We start from the raw sequence: 21,241 nt of genomic DNA, 5'->3' as shown, positions 1-21,241 counted from the left end.
GGTAAGACGAGGGCATACTTATAATTTAATAAAAAGTCAACAAACCCATTTTCAGGCACAGCAATGACTGACTATTTTCTTTTATTTGTTGGAACCGTATTGGTTAACAATTTCGTCTTGGTGAAATTTCTCGGCTTATGCCCTTTTATGGGCGTATCTAAAAAGCTGGAAACTGCTATCGGGATGGGATTTGCAACAACATTCGTTATGACACTGGCTTCTGTATGTTCATGGCTGGTGAATACCTTTATTTTATTACCTCTGGACTTAATCTATTTGCGTACCCTGAGCTTTATTCTTGTCATTGCGGTTGTCGTGCAATTCACCGAGCTTGTTGTACGCAAAACCAGCCCGACGTTATACCGGTTATTGGGTATTTTCCTGCCGTTGATTACGACTAACTGTGCTGTACTTGGTGTGGCTCTACTGAATATCAATCAATCACACAATTTTTTACAATCCGCTATCTATGGTTTCGGCGCTGCCGCCGGTTTCTCTCTTGTTATGGTACTGTTTGCCGCTATTCGTGAACGTCTGGCTGTTGCTGATGTACCCGCCCCTTTCAAGGGATCATCTATTGGTCTTATCACTGCGGGTTTAATGTCCTTGGCTTTTATGGGTTTTAGTGGTTTGGTGAAGTTCTGATGACATCATTATGGATTGCTATTGGCGCACTCAGTGCGCTAGGGTTAATTTTTGGGTTAATCCTGGGGTTTGCTGCCCGCCGTTTTCAGGTGGAAGAGGACCCCATTGTTGAAAACATTGATGATCTTTTGCCGCAAAGCCAGTGTGGGCAATGTGGTTACCCTGGCTGTCGCCCTTATGCCGAAGCCATAGCGAATAATGGTGAGATGATTAACAAATGCGCACCCGGCGGCGAACAAGCCATGCTGAAAATTTCAGAGCTGCTCGGTGTCGATCCGCAACCATTAGACGGTGATGCAAGCATACAAAACCCTGCTCGCAAAGTCGCATTTATTGATGAAGAAAATTGCATTGGCTGCACCAAATGTATTCAGGCCTGTCCAGTAGACGCTATTATCGGTGCTACCCGAGCTATGCATACCGTGGTTGAAGATTTATGCACCGGTTGTGACCTGTGCGTTGCTCCTTGCCCGACAGATTGTATTACGATGATCCCTGTAGTCACAACCACTGCTAATTGGAAATGGGATTTAAAAGCTATTCCAGTCAAAAATATTCCTGTTCAGCCGTCGTACGCGATTTCCGCCAACAGTATCCCAGTTAAAAATATTGAGGCTGAACATCATGTTTAATCTCTTCAACTTACTCAATAAAAACAAAATCTGGGATTTTGCCGGTGGTATTCATCCACCTGAAATGAAGCTGCAATCCAGCCAAGCTCCTTTACGCATTGCGCCACTACCAGAAGAGTTAATCATCCCATTGCAACAACATTTGGGTACGGAAGGCGAGTTGCTGGTTAAAGCGGGTGATAAGGTGCTTAAAGGCCAACCTTTAACATTTGGCACTGGCCGTATTGTACCGGTTCATGCATCGACTTCCGGCACCATCATTGCTATTGAACCGTGTATTACCGCGCACCCATCCGGGTTGAAAGAGCTATGTGTTCGTTTATGCCCTGACGGTGCCGATCAATGGTGTGAACGCATTCAGACACTTGATTATCAAGCACTGGATACAGAGACGATCCTGAACCGAATCCATCAGGCAGGTATCGCAGGTTTAGGGGGAGCCGGTTTTCCTACCGCCGCCAAACTACAAAGCGGCCGTCATGGTCTTAAGACGCTGATTATTAACGCGGCAGAATGCGAACCTTATATTACCGCGGATGACCGCCTGATGCAGGAACATGCTGGCGAACTTATTGAGGGCATTCGTATTCTGGAACATCTGCTTAAACCAGAGCAGATCCTGATTGGTATCGAAGATAATAAGCCCGAAGCGATAAAAGCGCTTAAAACCGCCCTAAAAGGCGATAAATCGATTATTGTCCGGGTTATTCCAACCAAATATCCTTCCGGGGGCGCCAAACAACTGACCAAGATCCTGACCGGTAAAGAGGTCCCCTCCGGCGGCCGTTCCTCTACTATCGGTGTACTAATGCAAAACGTGGGTACAGTGGTTGCGATCAAACGCGCCATTATTGATGGAGAACCTTTGATTGAGCGAGTCGTTACGCTTACTGGCGAAGCAGTCGCCTCACCGGGTAACTTCTGGGCGCGGCTCGGTACTCCGGTACAATTTCTTCTCCAGTTAGCCGGGTTTGAACCACAATCAGAACAGATGGTCATTATGGGTGGCCCTTTAATGGGATTCACTCTACCTGACCTCAACGTACCCATCGTTAAGATAAGTAACTGTATTCTGGCGCCATCCCATCAGGAAATGGACTCAAATACAGCGGAGGAGGCTTGTATCCGTTGTGGATTATGTGTGGAAGCCTGCCCTGCCCGTTTATTGCCGCAACAACTCTATTGGTTCAGTCGTGGACAAGAGCACGAAAAAGCCAGAGATCACAATCTGTTTGACTGTATTGAATGTGGCGCCTGTGCTTATGTCTGCCCAAGCAATATTCCTCTGGTGCAATATTATCGCCAGGAAAAAGCGGAAATTCGGGCTTTGGATCAGGAAAACCGCCGTTCAACCGAAGCCAAAATTCGTTTCGAAGCTAAACAGGCTCGTATGGAGCGGGAAAAACTGGCCCGAGAGGAACGACATAAAAAATCGGCTGTTCAAGTTGATGATAAAGATAAAAGCGCTGTACAAAATGCGCTTTCCCGCGTGAAAGAAAAACAGGCTAACGCGGGTAAAACCGTCACTATCGAACCAGGACAAGTACCCGATAATTCCACAGCAATAGCGGCCCGTCAGGCAAGAAAAGAACAGCTTCGCGCTCGCCAAGCGGAAAAACAGGCGGCGGAAGATATTAGTATTGCTCCATCTGAACCAACAAGTGCGGAAGATCCACGCAAAGCCGCATTAGCAGCGGCAATTGCCAGAGCTAAAGCGAAGAAAGCAGCTCAAAATCAGGAAGTAGCACCCTCACTAGAAGCGAGAGAACCAGAATCTACCGCTAGTGAAAAACAAGATCCGCGTAAAGATGCCGTCGCCGCTGCTATTGCTCGCGTTAAAGCCAAAAAAGCCCAGACACAGCAATTAACTGAAACTCAGCCAGCAACACCGCCAGCGGAAGAAACTGATCCGCGTAAAGCCGCCGTCGCCGCTGCCATTGCTCGCGTTAAAGCCAAAAAAGCCCAGACACAGCAATTAACCGAAGCTCCGGCAGCAACACCGCCAGTGGAAGAAACCGATCCGCGTAAAGCCGCCGTTGCCGCTGCCATTGCTCGCGTTAAAGCCAAAAAAGCTCAGACACAGCAATTAACTGAAACTCAGCCAGCAACACCGCCAGTGGAAGAAACTGATCCGCGTAAAGCCGCTGTCGCCGCCGCTATTGCTCGTGTTAAAGCTAAGAAAGCCCAAACACAGCAATTAACTGAAATTCAGTCAGAAGCACCGCCAGCGGAAGAAACTGATCCGCGTAAAGCCGCGATCGCTGCTGCCATTGCCAGGGTTAAGGCCAAAAAAGACGCTCAGGAACAACAGAAAATTTCAATAGAATAGTGATTGTTATAAATGAAATTCAGACCCATTCAGACTGACAACAAAAAACTAAAAGTCGCAAGTTCGCCTTTTACACACAATCAGCAAAGTACCAGCCGCATCATGCTGTGGGTTATGCTGGCAGCGATACCCGGTATTGCCGTACAAACTTACTTCTTTAGTTACGGTACCTTGTTCCAGATCCTACTCGCAGTGATTACTGCCCTGCTTGCGGAATCATTTTCCCTGTCGTTGCGTAAACAGGCAATTATGCCTCGTTTACAGGATAATTCGGCGTTACTAACAGGCTTACTTTTAGGAATCAGCCTTCCGCCGCTGGCTCCCTGGTGGCTAATTGTATTGGGGACTGCCTTTGCAGTGATTATTGCCAAACACTTATATGGCGGTCTTGGTCAAAATCCATTCAACCCGGCAATGGTGGGTTATGTCGTACTGCTAATATCATTTCCAGTGCAAATGACCAGTTGGTTGCCGCCGATGGATTTACTGGCAACACAAATTACACCACTAGACTGCCTGATGGTGATTTTCACCAGCCATACCCCCGATGGAACAACATTACAGCAATTGCAACAAGGCTTTGACGGGATTAGCCAGGCCACACCGCTGGATAGTTTCAAAACCGGTTTATTGACTCACAATATTGATGACGTTCTTCGCCAACCCATATTACAAGGATCTCTGGCTGGTATTGGCTGGCAATGGGTCAACATTGCTTATCTTGTTGGCGGGCTTATTCTACTGAACAGAAAAGTGATAACCTGGCAAATTCCTGTGGCATTTATCTTGGTATTAGGCTTATGCGCACTTACAAGCTGGCTGATTGATCCATCCCGTTATTCGCCGCCATTATTACAACTGTTCTCCGGTGCAACCATGCTAGGCGCATTCTTTATTGCAACCGATCCAGTCAGTGCTTCCACGACACCTAAAGGTCGTTTGGTTTTTGGCGCCATGATTGGCTTGTTAGTCTGGCTTATCCGTGTTTATGGTGGTTATCCTGATGCCATAGCGTTTGCGGTCTTATTGGCGAATATCACCGTGCCGCTCATTGACCATTACACCCAACCCCGCGTTTACGGGCATAAATAAGGAGCCGTTATGTTAGAAACCATGCGACGTCACGGCATCACGCTAGCCATTTTTGCTGCAATTACCACCGGGCTGACGGCTGTCGTGAATTCACTCACTAAAAGTACTATTGCAGAACAGGCCGCATTACAACACAAGTCGCTGCTTGATCAGGTTATTCCGCCTGTTTTATACGACAACGATATACAAAACGAATGCTATCTAGTCAATGCTGATGCTCTGGGCAATAACTTGCCTCATCGTCTCTACCTGGCCCGTAAAAATGGTCAGCCCGTAGCGGCAGCACTAGAAAGTACGGCGCCGGATGGTTATTCCGGCGCCATTCAGTTACTGGTTGGAGCAGATTTCTCAGGAAAAGTGCTAGGAGTCCGAGTTACAGAACATCATGAAACCCCAGGACTGGGGGACAAAATTGAAACCCGGATTTCAGACTGGATTAATGTATTCTCAGGGAAAACCATCACATCCAATCATGACCGGCACTGGGCGGTGAAAAAAGACGGTGGTGAGTTTGATCAATTTACCGGCGCCACTATTACCCCACGCGCGGTGGTAAACTCCGTTAAACGGACCGCGCTTTATTTACAAACCCTACCTGAACATCTCTCTTCTCTAGAATCTTGTGGAGAAAAATCATGAGTGAAACCAAAAATTTATTTATCCAAGGGTTATGGAAAAATAACTCTGCTTTAGTACAACTGCTAGGATTATGTCCACTGTTAGCGGTATCTTCCACGGCAACCAACGCCCTCGGTTTAGGACTGGCAACGACACTGGTTCTTGTCTGTACCAACATTGCAGTTTCCAGTTTGCGTCGTTGGGTGCCCAATGAGATCCGTATTCCAATTTATGTTATGATCATCGCCTCGGTTGTAAGTGCTGTTCAGATGCTGATTAACGCCTATGCTTTTGGCCTGTATGAATCATTAGGAATTTTCATTCCGCTGATTGTGACTAACTGTATTGTTATTGGTCGCGCTGAAGCCTACGCCGCGAAAAACCCGATTATGCCTTCCACGATTGACGGCTTAGCTATGGGGTTAGGAGCCACTTTTGCGCTGTTTGTTCTCGGTGCGATTAGAGAAGTTCTCGGTAATGGAACCCTCTTTGATGGCGCGGATTTACTTCTGGGTAATTGGGCTAAAGTATTACGAATAGAAATCGTTCATATGGATTCCCCTTTCCTGTTAGCGATTTTACCACCCGGCGCTTTTATCGGTTTAGGATTAATGCTGGCAGTGAAATATCTTATTGACGAAAAAATGAAAACCAGAGCAATAAAAGAAAAAAGCAGTGCAATAACAGTGTCACCAAGATCAGAGAGTTCCATTTGATATGAACAAACAGAAACGTATCGAAATTCTAACGCGTTTACGGGATAACAACCCAAAGCCAACAACTGAATTAGTTTTCACAACACCATTTGAGTTACTTATTTCAGTACTACTTTCAGCACAAGCGACAGATGTGAGTGTTAATAAAGCCACAGCAAAACTCTATCCGGTTGCTAATACCCCAAAGGCAATACTTGACCTTGGTGTAGATGGGCTAAAAGAGTATATAAAAACTATCGGTCTTTATAACACCAAAGCGGAAAACACAATTAAAACCTGCCGAATATTGCTAGAAAAACATGCTGGCGAGGTTCCTGAAGATCGCGCTGCATTGGAAGCATTGCCAGGTGTTGGCCGCAAGACAGCCAATGTGGTATTAAACACCGCTTTCGGCTGGCCGACTATTGCGGTCGATACCCATATTTTTCGCGTTTGCAACCGTACTCAATTCGCGCCCGGTAAAAATGTTGATGAAGTCGAAAATAAATTACTGCAAGTCGTCCCGGCCGAATTTAAAGTTGATTGTCATCATTGGCTTATTTTACACGGTCGTTATACCTGCATAGCCCGTAAACCTCGTTGTGGTTCTTGTATTATTGAAGATCTATGCGAATTTAAAGAAAAAATTTACCCTGAGTAACTATTGTAATTTTCAATGCAATTTCCATACTGTCTTACGCTATTTTGCAGATGTTGCTTGCTCGACACCGCCAATTCGCGTAAAACTGTTATTCCAAAAACTATCTGATAATAACCCTCAACTTTCTCCGCGGATATTATGTTTCAAAACAACCCGCTGCTTGCACAGCTAAAACAGCAACTTCATTCCCAAACACTTCGAGTAGAAGGTTTGGTCAAAGGTACCGAAAAAGGATTCGGATTCTTAGAAGTCGATGGGCAAAAAAGTTATTTCATTCCTCCTCCACACATGAAAAAAGTTATGCATGGCGATCGAGTCACTGCCGCTATTCATACTGATAAAGAAAGAGAGATCGCCGAACCAGAAACCTTGATTGAACCATTTCTCAATCGTTTCGTTGGCCGTATCCAGAAAAAAGAAAATGATAACCGTTTATGGATCGTTCCTGATCACCCACTGCTAAGAGATGCTATCCCTTGCCGGCCGGCCAATCAGGTCATTCATCCATTTCAGCATGGTGATTGGGCGGTCGCTGAAATGCGCCATCATCCATTGAAAGGCAGTCGTGGTTTTCATGCGGAAATTACCGGCTATATTACTGAGGGTAACAATCACTACGCCCCTTGGTGGGTAACACTCACTCGCCATAATCTGGAACGTGAGGCTCCCTCCATGACTGCTGATTGCCAGATGAACGATGGCGATCTTGAGCGTATTGACTTAACGTCGCTGGATTTTGTTACTATCGACAGTGCAACCACGGAAGATATGGACGATGCTTTACATATCGCTAAGCAAAATGATGGTAGCCTGAAACTCAGTATCGCCATCGCTGATCCAACTGCTTATATTGCGGCTGACAGCGAACTGGACCAAATCGCCCATCAACGTGCTTTCACCAACTACCTGCCCGGTTTTAATATCCCCATGTTGCCCCGCGACCTGTCAGAGAATTTATGCTCTCTGCGCCCTAACGCCCGTCGCCCGGCATTGGTTTGTCAGGTTTCGATTCTGGCAGATGGTCAACTGGGTGATGACATTGCGTTTTTTTCTACCTGGGTTGAATCAAAAGCTAAATTGGTTTATGACGAAGTTTCTGACTGGCTGGAAGAAACCGGAACTTGGAAACCTGCTTCTGAAGCGATTAAGACTCAAATCACTCTCCTGAAAGAAATGAGTGATCGCCGTAACCAATGGCGCCACCAAAATGCGCTTATTTTCAAAGATCGTCCTGATTATCGCTTCATCCTCGATGATAATGGTTACGTACTGGATATCGTGGTAGAACAACGCCGTACAGCCAACCGTATTGTTGAAGAAGCAATGATCACTTCCAACCTGTGCGCCGCAAAAATACTACGCGATAAGTTAGGTTTTGGTATTTACAATGTCCATATGGGCTTTGAGCCGCTGCAAATTGAACAAGTAGTTGAATTACTGCAAGAAAATGGTATCGATGCCAACACAGAAGAATTGTTGACCTTAAACGGCTTCTGCAAATTACGCCGTGAATTGGATAAACAACCAACCCAATTCCTTGATAGTCGCATTCGTCGTTTCCAGACTTTCGCAGAAATTAAACCTGAACCCGGTCCTCATTTTGGTCTCGGTTTTGATGCTTACGCCACCTGGACATCACCGATCCGTAAATACAGCGACATGATTAACCATCGTTTACTGAAAGCGATTATTCAAAAAACGGGCGCGGAACAACCCTCAGAAGAAACCTGTTTGCAACTGGCTGAACGTCGCAGATTGAATCGTATGGCCGAACGTGATGTAGGAGACTGGCTGTATGCACGCTTCCTGCAACCACATGCAGGAACCGAGCAACGATTTACCGCAGAAATCATTGATATTACCCGTGGTGGTTTACGTGTCCGACTGGTCGATAACGGTGCGGTGGCCTTTATACCGGCGCCATTCCTACATGCCGTGCGTGATGAACTGCAATGTAGCCAAGAGACCGGCACTGTGATTATCAAAGGTGAAGTCGCTTACCAATTAAACGATATCATTGATGTTCGTATTGAGGAAGTCAGAATGGAAACCCGTAATATCGTCGCCCGCCCTACGGCCTGATTTTTCTCATAACCCCTTTCTGCGTCAAACTACAGCTCAATCGCTGTAGTTTGATATTAAAAATTCGCAATCAAGGCGAATGATTACATTAACCTCAGTTTCGTTTAAAAATAGCGATATCACAATCCCGTAAATTCAAGCTCGGTTTTTTAGGTGGGAATGTATAAGCAATTAAGCCGCCTAAAGTGCCCTGTTATCCGATAAGCGCCTTTGCTTTAGCCTTTATATCCTCCAGTTCTGAAGAATTAACATGACCTTTTTTTGTTACTTTTCTGGCTCGCCAATCAACACATGTCACCTGATCAGCTAAGGCAACACTATTACGGCTTCCTGATAATTCAACTTCAAAAGGATAATCTTTCACTTTAGTTGTGCAAGGAACACAGAGCAGCAATCCCACTTTATTGTTATAGGCAAATGGACTCAGTACGACTGCGGGGCGATGGCCTCCCTGCTCGTGCCCAGCCATAGGATCAAAGTCAATCCAAATAATATCACCAGAATCAGGCACAAAACGAGAAACCATCAGATCAATTCCTTACCAACTGGAGCACCAAAATCCATTTTTTCATGAATATTTTCGGGTGTAATTCCAGCTAATAGTGCGTCAAGAGAATACTCTTTCGCTTTGACCGGAATAATGATAATTCGACCATCTTCAACAGCAATATCAACCGTATCATCAACATTTAGCGAAGCAGCTTGCATAATAGCGACCGGAAGACGTACAGAAGGGCTGTTTCCCCATTTTTTCACGACGACTTTTGCCATATTTAAATCCTCATAGTATCAACAATGAAGATACTCTATCCGTGTTCATTTCAAGTATCAACTTTGTTGATACTGCACTTGCGAACCCTATCGGGGGGATGGGTAAAAAAATAACCAATTTTATTTGCAATTAACTGTTGATGCCAGAGAGGGATAAATTGTTGGCAAAAATCATCGACACAGCAGTAAAGTTCTTCTAAATTAGGCATGCCTGAGGATCTCCACGATTTTGTTTTCTTTGACAAAAACTTTGATCGTGCCTCAGGCGCTGAGTTCCCTTCTTAAGCAAACCTCAGGTTACATTACCTTCTATTCTGCACGGGGCGTCACTATATTGAACCAGAATGGGAAGCTGTCCAACAGGCCGATAAATTCATCAAACTTGGCTCGGTTTCCCGTAATCTTCACATTCTGTTTTTGCACCTCACTGTCAAATTTACCTTCCCCCAACTGAATCTTATCCAGAACAGCTTTCGTCAACGTCAAGGTAACATCCGCCTGTACCGCCTGCTTCTCAGTATAATTCAGCACACCATTTTCCACCGTCAACGTGTAATGCTTATTGAGATCAGTGAAATTAACATTCATCACTAATTTCTTACCGGCAGCCTTAGACCCGTTTAACCGTACCGCCAAATAATCAAATAACATTTCAGGCGACATAGCACGAATAGTATCCGGGCTGGCAATATCCAAGCTACCGGATTTTGGCACACCACGACGCAACTCCGCAGCGCCCTGCAAATAAGCCGACCGCCAGGAATTTGATTCAGACTGGTAACCTAACTGCTCATAGGTTTTAGCTAGCAATCTTTTTCCTGCCACACTATCAGGATTAGCAAAAACAACATGCTTAAGCACTTGTGCCGCCCAACGATATTCCCCTTTATTAAAATCAGCTTGGGCACGTTTTATTACCGCTGCCTCGCCCCCCATATATTCCACATATTTAATCGCAGAAGGTTTAGGCGGCAGGTTATTTAGATCAGAGGGATTCCCGCTATACCACCCCATATAGAACTGATAAACCGCGCGGGCATTATGACGCAATGCGCCATGATAACCACGATTCGGAAAATAACTCGCCAACTCTGATGGCAAATTTATCATCTCGGAAATCTCCTCACCGGTGTAACCTTTATTCATCAGATTCACCGTCTGGTCGTGGATATATTTGTATAAATCACGTTGTTTTTTAAAGTAATCCACCACCCGCTCTTTGCCCCACATTGGCCAGTTATGACTCTGGAATTTCACTTCAACCTGATCGCCGTACAAATCGATGGTCTGATTAATATATTTTGACCAAGCCAAAGCATTACGCACCTGAGCTCCACGCAACGATAAAATATTGTGCATGGAATTAGTCGTATTTTCTGCCATCCACATCGCCTTCCATTGCGGAAACCAAGTATTCATCTCTGAAGGGGCTTCCGTGCCAGGCGTTATCTGGAATACCATCTCAACACCATCAACCGTCACTTTCTCACCGGTTACTTTGATAGTCTGTGTTGGTGGGATCAATGTTACCGTTCCAGTCGGTACTGTTGCACTTAAGCCAGAATTCACACTGCCTTGAGGGTTACTGGGTAATAAGGTACCAAACATATAAACAACCCGACGGCCCATCGCATTACCCGCAATCACATTCTCACTAGCGGCATGTTCCATAAAACCTTCCGGCGCTAGGATCTGAACTTTACCTGCTTTAACATCATCCTCATTGACAATGCCGCGCACACCACCGTAATGGTCAACATGAGAATGGCTATAAACTACCCCCACCACCGGCTTTTTACCTAAATTTTCGCTGACTAAATCATAGGCTGCTTTGGCTGTTTCCGCAGACGTAGCCGGATCTAAAACAATCCACCCGGTATTTCCCTCAACAAAAGTCACATTAGATATGTCATAGCCGCGCACTTGATAAATGTGATCACTCACTTTATAAAGCCCATATTCCATATTGAGTTGGGCATTACGCCACAAGCTCGGGTTAACGGTATCTGGAGCTGGCGTTTTATCGGTAATAAATTGACGATATCTGTCAAGATCCAATACCACCTTACCGTTAGCATCACGAATAATCAGAGAATCTGGTTTAGCGATAAAACCACGTTTAGCATCATCAAAATCAGATTTATCGTTGAAAGGTAAAGTAGATGCCATTTCAGCATTGACTTGTTTGGTTATTGTAGTCGCTGGAAGAGAACGGTCAGAGTGACTCAATGTTGGCATAGTAAAAAGGGTAAACGACACTGCGGTTGAAATAGCTAGTAAGTATTTATAATTCATAAGGTAATATTCCTTTAGCAATATTTAACTATCGAATCAAATATAACTTTATGCATAAAACCAAAACGATATGAATCATAGCTGACTAACGATAGATAACGAGATCCTCATTTCATGAACCTCCCATTATTAAAACTAAGCGCCCTGCTGGATTAAATCCAAAAAAATAATACATAACCATTTGTTAATAAATAATTTTATTAACAAAGAATCATTACCTTCATGTCAAAAGTTATAACACAATATTTATTCATGCTTTGCTAGAAAAGTATAACAATATGATTAAGAAACAATTTCAATATGAATTGTTTTTATAACCAATAATCACATGTATTAACAATTGATATTTAAAACTAACAAACGTTGATTATAATTTACCGTGATCATTAATGTGATCTTAGATTCACCAAATAACGTTCCTATGTAAAACGCTCCTATATAAATAGTAACCAAGGCAAAACAGGTTAGTGCGGTAGCTATTGTCTATCGCTAAATGCTAAGAGAAATATATACCTAATAGATTTCAAGTTGCCGCGCGGCGGCAAGTGAACGAATCCCCAGGAGCATAGATAACTATGTGACTGGGGTGAGTGAAAGCAGCCAACAAAGCAGCAGCTTGAAAGATGAAGGGTATAGCGATAACCGCACTGACCTACTCTATAAATAACAAATTAAGGAAATAAACCATGTCCGTAACTACAGAACAAATTGCGGTTGATTATCCAATACCAACTTATCGATTTGTTGTTTCCGTTGGTGATGAACAAATCCCTTTCAACAACGTTTCTGGGCTCGATATCAGTTATGATGTAATAGAATATAAAGATGGTACCGGTAATCACTATAAAATGCCGGGACAACGTCAGTTGATCAATATTACGCTACGTAAAGGGGTATTTCCTGGGGATACAAAACTTTTTGATTGGCTTAATTCCATTCAGCTTAATCAAGTTGAGAAAAAAGATGTTTCAATTAGCCTGACTAATGAAGCCGGCACCGAAATTTTAATGAGCTGGAGCGTAGCAAATGCGTTCCCAACTTCATTAACCTCCCCTTCTTTTGATGCCACCAGCAATGATATTGCAGTTCAAGAAATAAAACTAACTGCGGATAGAGTAATGATTCAGGCAGCTTAAAACGCCAAAATAACGGCTGAATTCCTCATGCTACAGTTCATGCAAAATACCGCCAGATAATTGGAGGCAATATATATGACAATAACAACCCATCCCGGCGTTTATATTGAAGAAGACGCCTCACTATCGCTATCGATTAGCAATAGCCCAACCGCCATTCCTGTCTTTATTGGTAAGTTTTTTAAAAAAGACGGGAGTCAACCCACAAAGGGGAGCTGTATTAGAATCACCAGTTGGTTGGATTTTATTTCACAGTTTTCACTTTCACCGGCTGTGTCAGTGAAAGCTACAAGTAAGAGTGAAAATTCCCAAAAAACCTATACCTATGTCGCCACTGTCACAGCCACTTCTTTGAGCGCCTTTGCAATACAACACTATTTTAACAACGGCGGTGGAGTCTGTTATCTGTTGCCGCTGGAAGCTAGCAGCAGTACTGCAACAGCAGAATTAGCGGCACTACCAGAGGTGATTGAAAAACAACAGGAAATCACTTTACTGGTCTGCTCTGAAACAGACACAACGTTAGTAAATTGCACAAAACAAGCGGTCTACGATGCAGTAAACTCCTTATTGCAACAAAAAGTAGGTTACTTCCTAATTGCTGATAGTAAAAATGAAACAGATAAACCCAATACCCAACCAGATAAAACCGCTGTCTATTACCCTAATTTAGAAACCTCTTTTACTTACAGCCAACCGGCAGATGCCCATATTACGCTAAGCGGTTATGACGGTATCGATACCCTGGCAGCACTGAAAACTGCTTCTCCAGACGAACACACTAAAGCTAAAAAGGCGGTCGATGACGTATTGAAAACCACTAAAATTACCTTACCCCAAGCGCCGCTGTTGCGGGTATTTATGCGTCAACTGATGCCAGTCGTGGCGTCTGGAAAGCCCCCGCTAATGTAGCACTGAATAATGCCAAACCTGCTGTAGCAATTACCGATTCTGGCCAAGGCGCCATGAATGACGCAGGTATTAATGCTATCCGTCACTTTACCGGCAAAGGCACACTGATTTGGGGAGCACGCACATTAGATCAAACGGACAACTGGCGCTACATTCCGGTACGGCGTTTATTTAATACAGCGGAACGAGATATCAAGCGGGCAATGCGATTTGCTGTCTTTGAACCGAATAGCCAACCTACCTGGAAACGAGTACAAACAGCCATTGACAACTACCTCTATCAACTTTGGCAACAAGGCGCACTAGCAGGAAATAAACCGCAGGAAGCCTACTTTGTCCAGATTGGTAAAGATATCACCATGTCTGAAGACGACATTCAGCAAGGAAAAATGATTGTCAAAGTCGGTATGGCCGCGGTTCGTCCTGCTGAATTTATTATCCTTCAATTTTCGCAATACGTAGCACAGTAACCGTATTGAGGCGCGGTTTAACACCGCGTCTATTCAGTCATTGAGGAGATGATAATGGAAATAAAACAGCCGGGCGTCACGATAACGGAAAGCCGTATATCCCTGCCGCCAAACAATGAATTTATCGGTATACCGGTTTTTATTGGTTATACCCAAGAAAGCCCAAGCAATAAAACCGCCGTCAAGTTAAACAGCCTGACCGAGTTTACCCAACCCTTTGGTAAAGCAGGATTAATGTACTACTCCGTGCATCACTTTTTCGAAAACGGCGGACAGCAAGCCTATGTACTATCACTAGGTCATAATAAATCGCTAACCGATTTTCAATCATTAGTTACCGCTCTACAACAGGAGCAGGTAAAACAAGCGATCTCCGCAGAAAGCGAAATTACGCTAATTGTCGTACCTGATCTTGCCCATTTTAATGATACCGACACGCAAAAAGCCCTTTGGCAACAAGCATGGCAATCAATACTCGATCTTTGCAAAAGTCGGCGCGGCATCATGGGATTATTGGATGCTCCAGACGATCCGGCATTAGCCGCTAATTGTCTGGCTGATTTTTCCTCAAGTGATCGCCAATGGGGCTCCGTATACTGGCCAAGGCTAAAAACCACCTACCAAGAAGATGGTAAACATATCGTACTTTCCCCTACCGCTGCGGTTGCTGCCGTCATTCAACATAACGACCATCATAAAGGGGTATGGACTGCTCCCGCCAATGTCGCTTTAGCCAAAGTGATCGGTCCGGTGCGCTCTTTCATTGAAGCTGGAGTCCTGTTTAATCAAGAAGGCCCTGCGTTGAATCTGGTTCGCAGCTTCCCCGGCAAAGGCATTAAAATCTGGGGCTGCCGTACTCTGGACAACGATCCCGCTTCGCCCTGGCGTTATACCCAACTGCGTCGTCTGGTTTCCTATATCGAAACCCATATGACCCAACTCGGCCAAGCCTTTGTCTTTGAACCCAACAACGCCATCACTTGGATGAAATTTAAAGGTCAGGCCCACAATTGGCTGCGGCAATTATGGTTAAAAGGTGGATTGCGAGGCACTCAGGAAGATCAGGCATTTGAGGTATTACTGGGTGTCAATGAATCAATGAGCGAAGCAGATATATTGGCCGGAAAAATGATCATGAAAATCAAGCTGGCCCTGTTAATTCCAACGGAATTTATTGAGCTGAGTTTGACGTTTGATATCCGTAACAACACCGTATCTAGCTAATCTAAACAGGGGAAAAACATGCACAATCTATACACCCCGTCAGTATCACACCGTTTTATCGCCAGTTTTCTGTTTAATAACATTCCAAGCCCGCTCGATATCGCCTTTCAGCGTATATCGGGCCTGAGTCGAGAACTGCAAACCACCCAACACAGTCAAGGTGGGGAAAATGCCAGAAACGTCTGGCTGGCCGAAAAAATTCAACATGGCAGTTTAGTGTTGGAGCGTGGCGTCATGACCATCACCCCCCTCACCTTGGTATTTGATCGCGTGCTGCGTGGCGAGAAAGCGGTGTATGCCGACGTCGTCATCATGCTACTGAACGAAAACGCTCTACCAGTGGCGAGCTGGGCGGTGAGTAACGCGCTGCCGGTTCGTTGGTCCACCAGCGACTTTGATGCCAATAGCAACACCGTGCTGGTGAGCTCTCTGGAATTACGTTATCAGGATATGCGCTGGTTAGGAGTAAAAGCATGACTGTCGAAATTAAGGAACTGATTATTCAGGCGAAAGTTACTGATCCTACGAGTGAACAATGCTCCCCACGAACACTAGCTCAGGAAAAACTGGATAATGCCCGTTTGATTGAGATGGTGAAACGGGAGGTGTTAGAGGCATTACGTGAAACAGGAGGCGATTATGAGTTTAATTGAACGTGGTTTATCCAGACTCACCCTGACAGCCTTCAAAGATCGGGAAGGCAAAGTTTCCGTGGGTAGCTTACAGGCGATGTATAACCCCGATACCATTCAGCTTGATTACCAAACCCGCTACCAACAGGATGAAAGTGTTAATCGAGCCAGCCAAAGCAGCCGTTATATGTTATCCCAACCTGCCGGATTATCGTTAGTCCTGCTGTTTGATGCATCAATGCCCGGCAATAACACGCCCATAGAAACCCAACTGGCAACTCTGAAATCCCTGTGTGCGGTTGATGCCAGCACCAAAGTGCCCCACTTTCTTAAAATCAAATGGGGCAAAATGCGCTGGGAAAACAAAGGTTATTTTGCCTGCCGGGCCAGTGGACTTACCATCAATTACACTCTGTTTGATCGGGACGCCACCCCATTACGGGCCAGTGCGACTTTATCCTTGGTGGCAGACGAAAGCTTTGTTATTCAGGCCACCGAACGGCAATTAAAATCACCTCCGGCTACTGCTGTTAGCGTAACCGATATGCTTTCCCTACCCTTAATCGCCTTAGGTGCTGGCGCTTCGCTGGCCGGTGGTATCGATTATCTCTCATTGGCTTGGCAGAACGGTTTAGATAATCTTGATGACTTTACCCCCGGCCAAACCCTACAAGCTAAGGGGGATGCATGAAAATACCCTCAGTAACCATCAAGATAGATGGTAAAACGCTCAATCAATTTACTGTGATCAGTCTGACAACCAACCATCACATCAACGGCATCCCTTCGGCTAACATCACGCTAGGAATCGCCGGTGACGCCAGCCATATTTTTGACGCCAAAACACAGACTGAATTGGCAAACTGCCGCCCGAATCATGAGCTTATTGTACAGATGCAAAAAACCGTATTGTTTAAAGGCGTCATTGTTCGGCAAACACTGGGGCTTAAAGGTCAGGACAGCATCATTACCCTGACAGCAAAACATCATCTGCAAAAATTAACCCACAGCTTTCACTCACAGCTATTTAATAAACAGAGTGATGAAGCGATTATCAAGAAACTCTTCAATCAGAATGGTATCCAAACGACGATAAAGCAGGCGCCTCAGCTTAAAGCGGTGCATGAACAAATGGTGCAATTTCGTTGCAATGATTGGGCATTCTTAAAAAGCCGATTGGTTGCTACTAACATCTGGCTGTTGCCGGGCAATGAATCGGTTACCTTGATAACGCCTAAGGCCCTGAATCAGTCAACGGTACATACTCTTAATCGACAGGCCGACGATCAAGATATTGTGCTATTTGAGGCGGATCTCCAGTGGAATAACCAACATAGCCCCAAAACAGTGAGTGTACGCGCCTGGAATATTGCGCAACAGAAACTTTCTCAAGCAATCAATACCCAAAATAGCCGACTTGGCAGTCATAAATTGGCCGTGGACAGTATCGCCGCACTGGCTGATAAAGAGTGGCAATGGGCTTACAGCTATCCGCTAGATAATGAACAAGCTAAACATCTTGCTCAAGGCATCATGGATAACCTGCGAAGCCATAATATATCCGGCAGTTTTGAAATCGAAGGCAATCACCGCTATCAACCAGGAGATGTACTGGCATTAAACGGTTTTGGTCAGGGGATGGATGGACAAGGGATTATCACTGGCGTAAATCAGATAATTAACCAGAGGCAAGGCTGGCGCACCCGATTAACCTTAGGCATGTTGCCAGATGTGGAACCCCCGGTGCCACAGGTGAAAGAGTTGCATATCGGCATCGTAGAAAAATACCAGCAAGACAGCCAATCGCTAGGCCGTATTCCAGTCAGAATACCGGCATTAAACCTAACTCAGGGTGTCCTGTTTGCCCGGCTAGGTAAACCTTACGCCAGTCATGAAAGCGGATTTTGCTTTTATCCAGAACCGGGAGATGAAGTAATTATCGGATTCTTTGAATGCGATCCCCGTTTTCCGGTGATATTAGGTTCCATGCATAATCCTAAAAATAAACCACCGCTAGAACCCAGTGAAAAAAATCCGGTGAAAACTTTAGTTATTAAGCACGGAGATAAACAACAAGCATTAATATTCGATAACCAAGAAAACACCGTGGCGCTTAATAGCGGAGAAAATAAAGTTTCTCTGCAACAGGATAAAGATATTACGCTCAATTCAACGAAAAATCTCATCACTCAGGCCCAGGAAATTAATATACAAGCGGAAAAATCTTTATCCGCCACAGGAAAATCCGCGGTAGATATTAAAGGTGCGAAAATTAACTTAACACAGTAATGAGGTATTGGAATGACAAACCAAATATTAGCCGATATTTATGGTCGCGGCTGGAAATTTCCGCCGCAGTTTTCTCTTGAAACCGGAATAGCAATGGCCGAAGGCGCCGAAAATGTCAGCCAAAGTATGAAAATCCTTTTTTTAACTGAGCCCGGCGAACGGATTATGCGTGAAGATTATGGCTGTGGTTTAAATGATTATATGTTTGAAAACATCAGTGATGAATTACTGTCGGAGATTCAAACCCGCATTGAAGAACGAGTATTACGTTATGAACCTAGAGCAGAAATCACCGATATTCAGGTCACTCAGAAGACAGACTCACCGAATACCCTACATATTCAAGTGACCTATGCCCTAAGAGGTAGCGAAATCACTCAACAACTTGAAAGCATTCTTGAAGTCAATGAAGGTCAAGCAAAGGTGAACCAATGAGCAAACAACTGATCATCGATGGTGATAGTCTGCTATTTGAGCCATTATTTGGTAATCGGCAGGTCACCATTTTGGGACCAGCAATTATTAAAGGCAGCGGACACGCGCAAATACAGGGCAAAAAGATCGCCATTGTGGGTGATGAAAAAAAGGTACAACTTCAAGCGCAATACATTACTTCCAGCCATCCAACACTCGGCATGGGTATAGTCACCATTGCCCAATTGGATACCAGCCAGCAAGTAAACTTTTGCTGTAGCCCTGACTCAGTGATTATTGTCGGGCAACAATTTACTGCTCGTTTTACCCCGACACAACCAGCGATTAATCCGTCAGGCGTACCGGATATAACAACACCCAGTATGGGAAAAGGCCGTTTTATTGCCAGCCAATATGCTGTCAGTGCCGGATAAATAACTCCTTAAAATTCATTATTAAATAACCATCCTATTGTACAAAGCTATCAGCAATATATTCAAATAACAGGTGGTATAATATGGGACTTACCGAATTAAAAAATAAACTCGCCGCTATCGTACCAGAGACAGATTTTAAACTTGATGAAAGAAGTACACTGGATATTTTAAATTGGCTTAAAGAATATGCGGCAAAAATCCCTTTTGATCAAGATAGAAATAAATTCTGGGACAGTTTCTACTTTATTCAGGAAAATACTCCTGAGAAATTAGCGGATATTTACCAAAACATTAATAAAGCAGATGGACATTTACCGGCTCATCAAGCTTTTATATTAGCTTTTTTAAAACTGTTAGAAACAACCAAAGTTTTATTTAATACTTTTCCGGCACGACATCGTGATCTTTATTACCGGGAATTATTAGGTTTAAAACCCAGAAATGCCCAAGCGGATAACGTTGCTTTAGGCATTACCTTAAATACAGATAATGCAGAATATCTTATCCCAAAAGGGACCCTGTTTGATGCCGGGCAGGACAGCGCCGGAAACCCGTTACAGTATGCATCAGATGCTGATTTATTAGCGAACCAAGGGAAATTAACCGACCTACGTTGGTATCGGAAAGACAACACCGACTGGAAATCAGCAATAATATTAAGCCACTCAGATAACATTAAATTACCTAAAAACGGTATTCGGCTTTTTAGCGCAACACCCAACGATGCCAGAGTTCAATCTACTACCATAGATTGGGGAGAAGCAAATATATCGTCATTAACCAATGATACATTCTATTTAGGCTTTACCGATGTATTACCGGGACAAACTTTATCCCTGTACTGGCAGTTAGAAGGCTTTGAACAATTCTCCATATCTTGGTTTTATCTTAGTAGAAACAATACATGGCAGCCATTAACCCAACTGGTTCACGACCAAACTCGCAACCTGTTTGATCGGGGAACCTTACGAACGTTATTACCACAAAATGCTTCAAACCAAACCTCTCTAATGCCAACAGATAAATACTGGCTAAAAGCTAATATGGCGCCAAAGATACCTAGTGAAAAACCACCTAATTATCCAAAAATTAAAGGACTGTTGTATAACGCTATAACCGCTACTCTAATTAACGCAGAAACTATTGAGTCGGATCACTTGCTAAATGGATTAGCCGCCGGCAGCATTAAACAGCCGGTGAATTCATCCTATGCAATCAGTGAAGTCACTCAACCTTGGGCATCTTGGAACGGTCGGCCGAAAGAAAATGAGCAAACCTTCCTGAAACGGGTTCCCACCCGATTGTCTCATCGTAACCGGGCATTGAATTGGGACGATATTGTCACCTTATTAAAAGAGCGGTTTGTCAGTATATTTGATGTTAAATATCCTTCAACCAGTGAATTAACCAAAATACCCGCGCCAGAAAAGCGCCAATTAATTGTCATCCCTGATAACCGCTACAAAGATAACGATGATTCACTCCGCCCAGAATTGAATCAAGCCCGATTAACTGAAATGGTCGAATGGTTAGATCAATTAAGCAGTCCCTGGACAACCATTGAAATTAAGAACCCCAAATACGCTGATGTCACAATTAACTATGAATTGGTATTTGCTCCAAATGTTAATCCCGATTATGGCCGCCAGCAATTACAGCAGGAACTGAGTCGAATCTACATACCGTGGGGAGAAAATACGGCTATTAACGTAACACCAGGTAATCACATTGATTATTACCAGTTATTAGCCACGATTCAACAATCACCTTGGGTTGAACGGGTCACTAGCTTGACTTTAAAAAAAGGCAGTCCATCCACTGATGCCGCAGGTAAAAGCGTAGAAGCCGACGATAACGAAGTATTGATTTTAGTCTGGAATAAAACCCCCTAAACGAAGGAGTTAAAA

Annotated in this window: 20 protein-coding genes and 1 pseudogene; 18 read left to right on the top strand and 3 right to left on the bottom strand. The window is 44.2% G+C overall.

The window, feature by feature from the left end; translation table 11 throughout:
* Positions 1–63 precede the first annotated feature (63 nt).
* The 8 genes from rsxA (at position 64) to TI10_RS01995 (ending at position 8,754) form a co-directional block, all read left to right on the top strand.
* Positions 64–645 carry an electron transport complex subunit RsxA gene (gene rsxA / locus TI10_RS02030; protein WP_049581496.1) on the top strand — a complete coding sequence of 194 codons (582 nt, stop codon included), beginning with the start codon at positions 64–66 and terminating at the stop codon, positions 643–645.
* Entirely contained in the window at positions 645–1,277 is a 633-nt protein-coding gene (rsxB, locus tag TI10_RS02025) for an electron transport complex subunit RsxB (protein WP_049581495.1), read from the top strand. Before rsxA ends, rsxB begins: the two co-directional genes overlap by 1 nt.
* A complete protein-coding gene (gene rsxC, locus TI10_RS02020) occupies positions 1,270–3,606 on the top strand; it encodes an electron transport complex subunit RsxC (protein ID WP_049581494.1) in 2,337 nt (778 codons plus the stop codon). The genes rsxB and rsxC overlap by 8 nt, the downstream gene beginning before the upstream one ends.
* 12 nt (positions 3,607–3,618) lie before the next feature.
* On the top strand, positions 3,619–4,698 hold the full coding sequence (gene rsxD, locus TI10_RS02015) for an electron transport complex subunit RsxD (protein ID WP_049581493.1): 1,080 nt from the start codon (positions 3,619–3,621) through the stop codon (positions 4,696–4,698).
* Positions 4,699–4,707: 9 nt separating this feature from the next.
* Positions 4,708–5,337 (top strand): electron transport complex subunit RsxG, encoded by a 630-nt coding sequence (rsxG, locus tag TI10_RS02010; RefSeq protein ID WP_049581492.1) that lies wholly within the window; start codon positions 4,708–4,710, stop codon positions 5,335–5,337.
* A complete protein-coding gene (locus TI10_RS02005; RefSeq protein ID WP_049581490.1) occupies positions 5,334–6,032 on the top strand; it encodes an electron transport complex subunit E in 699 nt (232 codons plus the stop codon). Before rsxG ends, TI10_RS02005 begins: the two co-directional genes overlap by 4 nt.
* Position 6,033: 1 nt before the next feature.
* Positions 6,034–6,672: an endonuclease III gene (nth, locus tag TI10_RS02000; RefSeq protein ID WP_049581489.1), complete on the top strand. Its 639-nt coding sequence runs from the start codon at positions 6,034–6,036 to the stop codon at positions 6,670–6,672.
* Positions 6,673–6,810: 138 nt separating this feature from the next.
* The gene (locus TI10_RS01995; RefSeq protein WP_049581488.1) at positions 6,811–8,754 is read left to right on the top strand and encodes an exoribonuclease II; all 1,944 of its coding nucleotides are present in this window, start codon (positions 6,811–6,813) and stop codon (positions 8,752–8,754) included.
* A gap of 193 nt (positions 8,755–8,947) precedes the next feature.
* Here TI10_RS01995 and mazF read toward each other — a convergent pair whose 3' ends face one another.
* The 3 genes from mazF to TI10_RS01980 all read right to left on the bottom strand — a co-directional run bounded on the left by mazF (position 8,948) and on the right by TI10_RS01980 (position 11,820).
* Positions 8,948–9,280, bottom strand: a complete 333-nt coding sequence (gene mazF, locus TI10_RS01990) for an endoribonuclease MazF (RefSeq protein WP_049581487.1) — start codon at positions 9,278–9,280, stop codon at positions 8,948–8,950.
* Positions 9,280–9,525 (bottom strand): AbrB/MazE/SpoVT family DNA-binding domain-containing protein, encoded by a 246-nt coding sequence (locus tag TI10_RS01985; protein ID WP_049581486.1) that lies wholly within the window; start codon positions 9,523–9,525, stop codon positions 9,280–9,282. Before TI10_RS01985 ends, mazF begins: the two co-directional genes overlap by 1 nt.
* A 309-nt stretch (positions 9,526–9,834) precedes the next feature.
* A complete protein-coding gene (locus TI10_RS01980; RefSeq protein WP_053093411.1) occupies positions 9,835–11,820 on the bottom strand; it encodes an alkyl/aryl-sulfatase in 1,986 nt (661 codons plus the stop codon).
* Positions 11,821–12,506: 686 nt separating this feature from the next.
* Between TI10_RS01980 and TI10_RS01975 the strand changes: the two genes are divergently transcribed.
* From TI10_RS01975 to TI10_RS01930, 10 genes and pseudogenes are all read left to right on the top strand, one after another.
* Positions 12,507–12,956, top strand: coding sequence for a phage tail protein (locus TI10_RS01975; RefSeq protein ID WP_049581485.1), 450 nt, complete (start codon positions 12,507–12,509; stop codon positions 12,954–12,956).
* A gap of 75 nt (positions 12,957–13,031) precedes the next feature.
* Positions 13,032–14,338 (top strand): annotated as a pseudogene (locus tag TI10_RS26560) (phage tail sheath family protein).
* A gap of 54 nt (positions 14,339–14,392) precedes the next feature.
* The gene (locus TI10_RS01965) at positions 14,393–15,562 is read left to right on the top strand and encodes a phage tail sheath family protein (RefSeq protein WP_049581484.1); all 1,170 of its coding nucleotides are present in this window, start codon (positions 14,393–14,395) and stop codon (positions 15,560–15,562) included.
* Positions 15,563–15,580: 18 nt separating this feature from the next.
* A complete protein-coding gene (locus tag TI10_RS01960) occupies positions 15,581–16,039 on the top strand; it encodes a phage tail protein (protein ID WP_049581483.1) in 459 nt (152 codons plus the stop codon).
* Positions 16,036–16,215: a DUF5908 family protein gene (locus tag TI10_RS01955; RefSeq protein ID WP_049581482.1), complete on the top strand. Its 180-nt coding sequence runs from the start codon at positions 16,036–16,038 to the stop codon at positions 16,213–16,215. Before TI10_RS01960 ends, TI10_RS01955 begins: the two co-directional genes overlap by 4 nt.
* Complete coding sequence (locus TI10_RS01950; protein WP_049581481.1) at positions 16,202–16,885, top strand: CIS tube protein; 684 nt, start codon at positions 16,202–16,204, stop codon at positions 16,883–16,885. The genes TI10_RS01955 and TI10_RS01950 overlap by 14 nt, the downstream gene beginning before the upstream one ends.
* Positions 16,882–18,483, top strand: coding sequence for a phage baseplate assembly protein V (locus tag TI10_RS01945; protein ID WP_049581480.1), 1,602 nt, complete (start codon positions 16,882–16,884; stop codon positions 18,481–18,483). The genes TI10_RS01950 and TI10_RS01945 overlap by 4 nt, the downstream gene beginning before the upstream one ends.
* Before the next feature lie 12 nt (positions 18,484–18,495).
* Positions 18,496–18,918, top strand: a complete 423-nt coding sequence (locus tag TI10_RS01940) for a GPW/gp25 family protein (protein ID WP_049581479.1) — start codon at positions 18,496–18,498, stop codon at positions 18,916–18,918.
* Positions 18,915–19,331 (top strand): hypothetical protein, encoded by a 417-nt coding sequence (locus TI10_RS01935; RefSeq protein ID WP_049581478.1) that lies wholly within the window; start codon positions 18,915–18,917, stop codon positions 19,329–19,331. The genes TI10_RS01940 and TI10_RS01935 overlap by 4 nt, the downstream gene beginning before the upstream one ends.
* An 83-nt stretch (positions 19,332–19,414) precedes the next feature.
* The gene (locus tag TI10_RS01930) at positions 19,415–21,226 is read left to right on the top strand and encodes a baseplate J/gp47 family protein (protein WP_049581477.1); all 1,812 of its coding nucleotides are present in this window, start codon (positions 19,415–19,417) and stop codon (positions 21,224–21,226) included.
* Positions 21,227–21,241 lie beyond the last annotated feature (15 nt).

Origin of the sequence: Photorhabdus luminescens subsp. luminescens, from assembly GCF_001083805.1 — a bacterium.
GTDB classification, from domain to species: domain Bacteria; phylum Pseudomonadota; class Gammaproteobacteria; order Enterobacterales; family Enterobacteriaceae; genus Photorhabdus; species Photorhabdus luminescens.
The sequence above is the reverse complement of the archived record's forward strand: the minus strand, read 5'-3'. Positions and strand labels throughout refer to the sequence as shown.